Genomic DNA, 4,845 nt, shown 5'->3' on the forward strand with positions numbered 1-4,845 from the left:
AGTGTAATTACCAATACGATAATTAGAAAATATATAATACCGGGTACAACTCCCTGGTACTGGAACAATGCATATCTCTTGGCTACCTCTTACTTTTATTCCACTAATTTTCATTTCATCAATAAGGAATCCGTTCCTATCATAAATCTTATCATCCACAATAAAAAACAGTAAATTGCCCTGGGCATCCTGCATGGCATTGTGGCTGAAATTTGCCCTTTGGCCTTGGTAATATAAATAATCCGGTAAGTTTAGGGTCGGGGTGGGCAGGGGAAAGAGGACAAGATTAGGATTAAATTTACCATATTGGCCGGGCAATGACCATACGCTGTTTTGAGTAAAGGCCGCAGTAATGCTCACAAGCATTAATACCAGCAATAAAAGTGTTTTTTTCATAATACGAAGAGGGGTTTAAAAATTAATTTATAAAGATGAATCATCTATTATTAACGATGACAAATCTCATAAAAAAAAACAGTTATATCAAAATAAAGTTTTCAACAATTATCAAAACAAGCAAAAATTCTTAGCTTTGCACTAATGAAATAGCCATAAAATTTAGGACAACAAACCGGAATGAATATATGGCGTATTGCATGCGACCATTAAAAAACAAATTATTTACACATGAATTACTTATTATCATTTGTTTTTGGGTTTCTGTTATTACCGGAGGTTTCCTTCTGCCAGTTTGTTTTATATCGGGATATCGTAAAAGGCGGAATTACTGGCGGAGGAGGAAATACCCATGCGGGCAGCGGCACTGTTTATTTTGATGCTTTTATTCCCGCAGGCAGCACAGTTAAAAAAGCTTATCTTATTTCTATGGCCCACGGAAAGCCTAAAGATATTGTTATTGATTTAAACGGGATTAACTATACTATAAATCCAACCGGCATTGTAACACAGGGATTTTTGTCTATTTATACCAATTTTATTCCACCGGTTACCTCAAGTGTGAACGTATTGGATGTTACTCAAGATATCAACCCCGCAATTACCCAGTATGCGCTTACCGTTCCGCCTCCTAATAATTTAGCAAACCCAAGCTTAAATCGTTTTGCTTCGTATTACTTATTTATTGTTTATGAAAATCCGGCCCTTGCCGAAACAGCCATTGAGGTTGTTTTGAATGATAAAGATGTTTCTGCCAATATCATTTATTCCCTAAACAATTTAAACCCTGTAAATGCTGCCAATGATGTGGGTTTTGCTTTTGTGGGAGATTCATTTTGCAATACTTTTGATGACGGTTCCTATGTATATGTAAACAATAATAATTTAGGGCTTACAGGAGGCGAAGATTATAACACCAACTATACTTGTAGTGGGGTGCAGGGGCATTTTTATTATTACAATAATACATTATATGGCTTGGGTGATGATACAGCCAATACCACTATGAACGGGCCAGATGCCCTGGCAAATATACAATCCTATATTTCAAATAATACCACTTCATTAAATATTGATTTTGTTTACCAGACACCATCCTGGTGGGAAGGTGCCCGTTCAAATCCCATTGTGGCTCTTTTTCTTGCCTATACCACCCCCTGCCAGTCATTTCAAGCCACCGTAGATTACACCTGCCAGGGCAGCACCTATCAGTTAACAGCCACAGGAGGTATCAATTACGAATGGGAGCCACAAACAGATTTAAGCTGCTACAATTGCCCCAACCCTGTATATACGGGTAGTAAAACCACACATTATACCTGCCGAATTTGGAGCACAGACAGTTGCTCCAAGGTGCTGCCCTTAAGAATAAACGTGCCCCGGCCTGATAGCGTGGCGGTAATTGCAGGTATTTGCGGCAATGATAACGGTAAAATAAATTTTATAAAAACCACAAGTGGTAATTCTCCCTATACCTATAGCATAGCAGGGCAAAGCAACAGCAGCGGAGATTTCAGCGGTATTTCAGGCGGTGCTTATACTTATACTGTTACAGATGCCATGGGCTGTGTTTTTTCCGATACGGTAAGCATTACGGAAAGCAACATTGTAAAAGCCGGTTTTCTTACAAAAAAGTTTAAAGAGGATTTGCTTAAAATAGATTTTATCAATAACAGCTCCAATGCTACCCATTATATGTGGGTGTTGTCGAACGGGGATACTTTATATTCAGAAAATTTTACCCAGATTTTTGATTCCGGTGGCACTTACCAGGTAATGCTTATTGCCTACAACAACTATCCCCATTGTGCAGATACGGTAATGCATACCATTCAGGTGGAACATGCCCTTGTAGTGCTTGCGCCCAATGTGTTTACCCCAAATGGAGATGGCTTAAACGATAGCTTTAGCATCAATGTAAAAGGAGCAAAAGATTATAGCGTAAGTATTTTCAACCGCTGGGGAACAGAAGTGTTCAACTACCAAAAAGGAAACGATATGAGCTGGGATGGGCACACTGCCAATGGCAAAGAAGCAACTGATGGTGCTTACTACTGGGTGGTATCAGGCATTTTGGAAAACGGAGAGTCCTTTCAAAAGCAAGGGGCAATGCATTTAATGAGATGATGTTATGGAGAATGGAATTCGACTTTGCCGAATTCCATTCTCCACCTAAAAAAACAGCAACCTGTCATTCCGACCGCAGGGAGGAATCTCTTGCAAACAGCAGCACCACAAAAGCCCTTTTGACCGAATGTTAAACCATAATTAAAAAAGCACCAGCTTTCAGAACCATGGGCCCCAGGAAAAAACCTATTGAAAACAGCACATGCAACAGAAATGGCGCTCAGCAACAGATTCCTCTTTCGCTACGCTTCCCTCGTACGCGCTAAGCTGAAGCGCAAGCATACGTGCAGGGCTTAGTGTGGAACCTGGCCGGTAACTTTTAGTTACCCTTGCAGCATACCCAAACACACTTGCCCTGCAACGCTTGTCATAAGTTACTGATAATTAACTTCTTAATTAGTCGAGCCTTAAAAACTCAAATTTTTACTTTTTAAAAACAACCAATAAGTAAAAAATATATAATCAAGGAGTTTTTGAATAAGAGCCAAAAGGGTATTTTTCCACTTATTCATCATTCTTTTGAAGTTAAAAGCGGCAGCTGCAAGCATAATATTGACATTGTCTCCAATAATCCCTTTGTAAAAGTTTCTGTTTAATCTATGGTCAGCTTTCAAATGGCCGATTACAGGCTCTATGGACGCCCTTTTTTGGTGCGCTTGCCTTAGTTTGTTTTTCAAGTAATAACTTTGGTTTTTCTTTGGTTTTCCAGGTATAAGTATTTTGATTTGTCCGATCTGGGTTCTCCCCCTATATCCCCTGTCCACTTTAGCTACTTTTGGAGTTTTTCCCGTGAGTCTTTGTGTTTGATTTAAGGCTGGTTCCAATGTATGGCCGTCAAACTCATTTCTAAAGCCCATTGCCCCAACAATTACACCAGTGTCTGTTTTTACAAATGAGGCTTTGTTGCCAAATTCATATTTTTTATGTTCTTTACCTTTAGAGATACAACAAACTTCCGGTTCATGTAGGGAATAAGCTTTCTGTTTATCGCTTCTTTTTTGCGAGAGCACCCTTTTGAACAAATCAAGCGCAGATTGGTGTTTTGAGTATTCCCCAAGATTTCTCTCCAACTCACGAACCAGCCTTCCTGCAATGGTCTTAATTTTCTTATCTGCTTTTCTAGCTTTCCCTTTGTTCTTTGGATGGTTTCTAAATCGTTGATCCCTGCTTAGCTCCTTTAATACCCTGCTGTAGCTTTGTCTTACCGGCAGATTATCTTCTTTGGCAATTTTTTGACATTTAGAGATAATTTTTTTGTGAAGTTTGGCATCTGTTGGAAAAGTGATGTTTTTTTCCTGAACCGTAGTGTCAACATTTACATTATCGTCATCACCGTCTTTCCCATTTATCCGTATGCTTTCTTTAAGGATCAACTCTATCCCTTGTTCTCCTATACGTTTACGGAAGTGAACCAGTTCGGAAGCCTCGCAAGGAGCGCCACTCACAAAAGAAGTTTCTCCACAAAAATATTGGTAGTAATTGTTCTCAGACCATTGTTCAACCACGCTCTCATCCGAAATATTACGAATATGTTTAAGGATCAATAAACCAACCATTAACCTGATTGGTTTGGCCGGACGTCCATTGTTTTGGCAGTATAAGGGTAAAAATGTTTCCTCAAATACCGACCAGTGAACCTTATTGGCCAAAATAAAAAGTGGATGTTCTCTATCCAAAGTATCCTCAAAAGAGAAAAAGAAACTAACTTGATTTTGTGCTTTCTGTTTCGGAATCATATCAAACAATTTGCAAGATTTACATCATAAAGATACAAAATATAGCAAATACATCCACCCAAAAACACAGGCAAGTTATTAACAATCAGAGTGTTGATTGCTTTTTAAGGCTCGACTAATTATATATATTATTCCAAAATTTTGCTTATCTTTTTTGATATATTTAAATTTATGTCAGAAAAATATAAAACACATAGTAATGGATTATACTTTGTGAGTTTTAGTGTTGTTGGATGGCTGGATGTTTTTATAAGAAGAAAGTATCAGGATATTTTAACAGATAGTATTGCATATTGTCAGAAAAACAAGAATCTGAAAATTTTTTGCTATTGCATAATGCCAAGCCATGTTCACTTTATAAGTTATTCGGAGAATAAAGAATTATCAAACATTTTAAGGGATTTAAAATCCTTCACAGCAAAGCAAGTAATAAATGCAATTGTAGAAAACCCACAGGAAAGGGATCAAGCGGAAAAGTTGGGGGGAATGAACAAAAATCATTTCTTTGCAAAAAATATTCTACGTGCAAAGAGATGAAAACCACAGCTTGGCAAACTTGATTTTGCCAGAAGGGATCTTGGAATTT

At 38.0% G+C, this 4,845-nt stretch carries 4 protein-coding genes; 2 read left to right on the plus strand and 2 right to left on the minus strand.

Annotated features, from left to right (window positions below):
• A partial coding sequence (locus H0V01_15730; protein ID MBA2584819.1) for a hypothetical protein occupies positions 1-396 on the minus strand: 396 nt, incomplete at its 3' end.
• 231 nt (positions 397-627) lie between these two features.
• Here H0V01_15730 and H0V01_15735 point away from each other — a divergent pair.
• A complete protein-coding gene (locus H0V01_15735) occupies positions 628-2,523 on the plus strand; it encodes a gliding motility-associated C-terminal domain-containing protein (protein MBA2584820.1) in 1,896 nt (631 codons plus the stop codon).
• A 407-nt stretch (positions 2,524-2,930) separates the two neighbouring features.
• Here the strand turns inward: H0V01_15735 and H0V01_15740 are convergent, their stop codons facing one another.
• Positions 2,931-4,259, minus strand: a complete 1,329-nt coding sequence (locus H0V01_15740) for an IS5 family transposase (GenBank protein ID MBA2584821.1) — start codon at positions 4,257-4,259, stop codon at positions 2,931-2,933.
• Between the two features lie 171 nt (positions 4,260-4,430).
• Between H0V01_15740 and H0V01_15745 the strand changes: the two genes are divergently transcribed.
• Positions 4,431-4,796, plus strand: a complete 366-nt coding sequence (locus H0V01_15745) for a transposase (GenBank protein ID MBA2584822.1) — start codon at positions 4,431-4,433, stop codon at positions 4,794-4,796.
• Positions 4,797-4,845 lie beyond the last annotated feature (49 nt).

The organism is Bacteroidota bacterium (genome assembly GCA_013696965.1).
Lineage (GTDB): Bacteria > Bacteroidota > Bacteroidia > JACCXN01 > JACCXN01 > JACCXN01.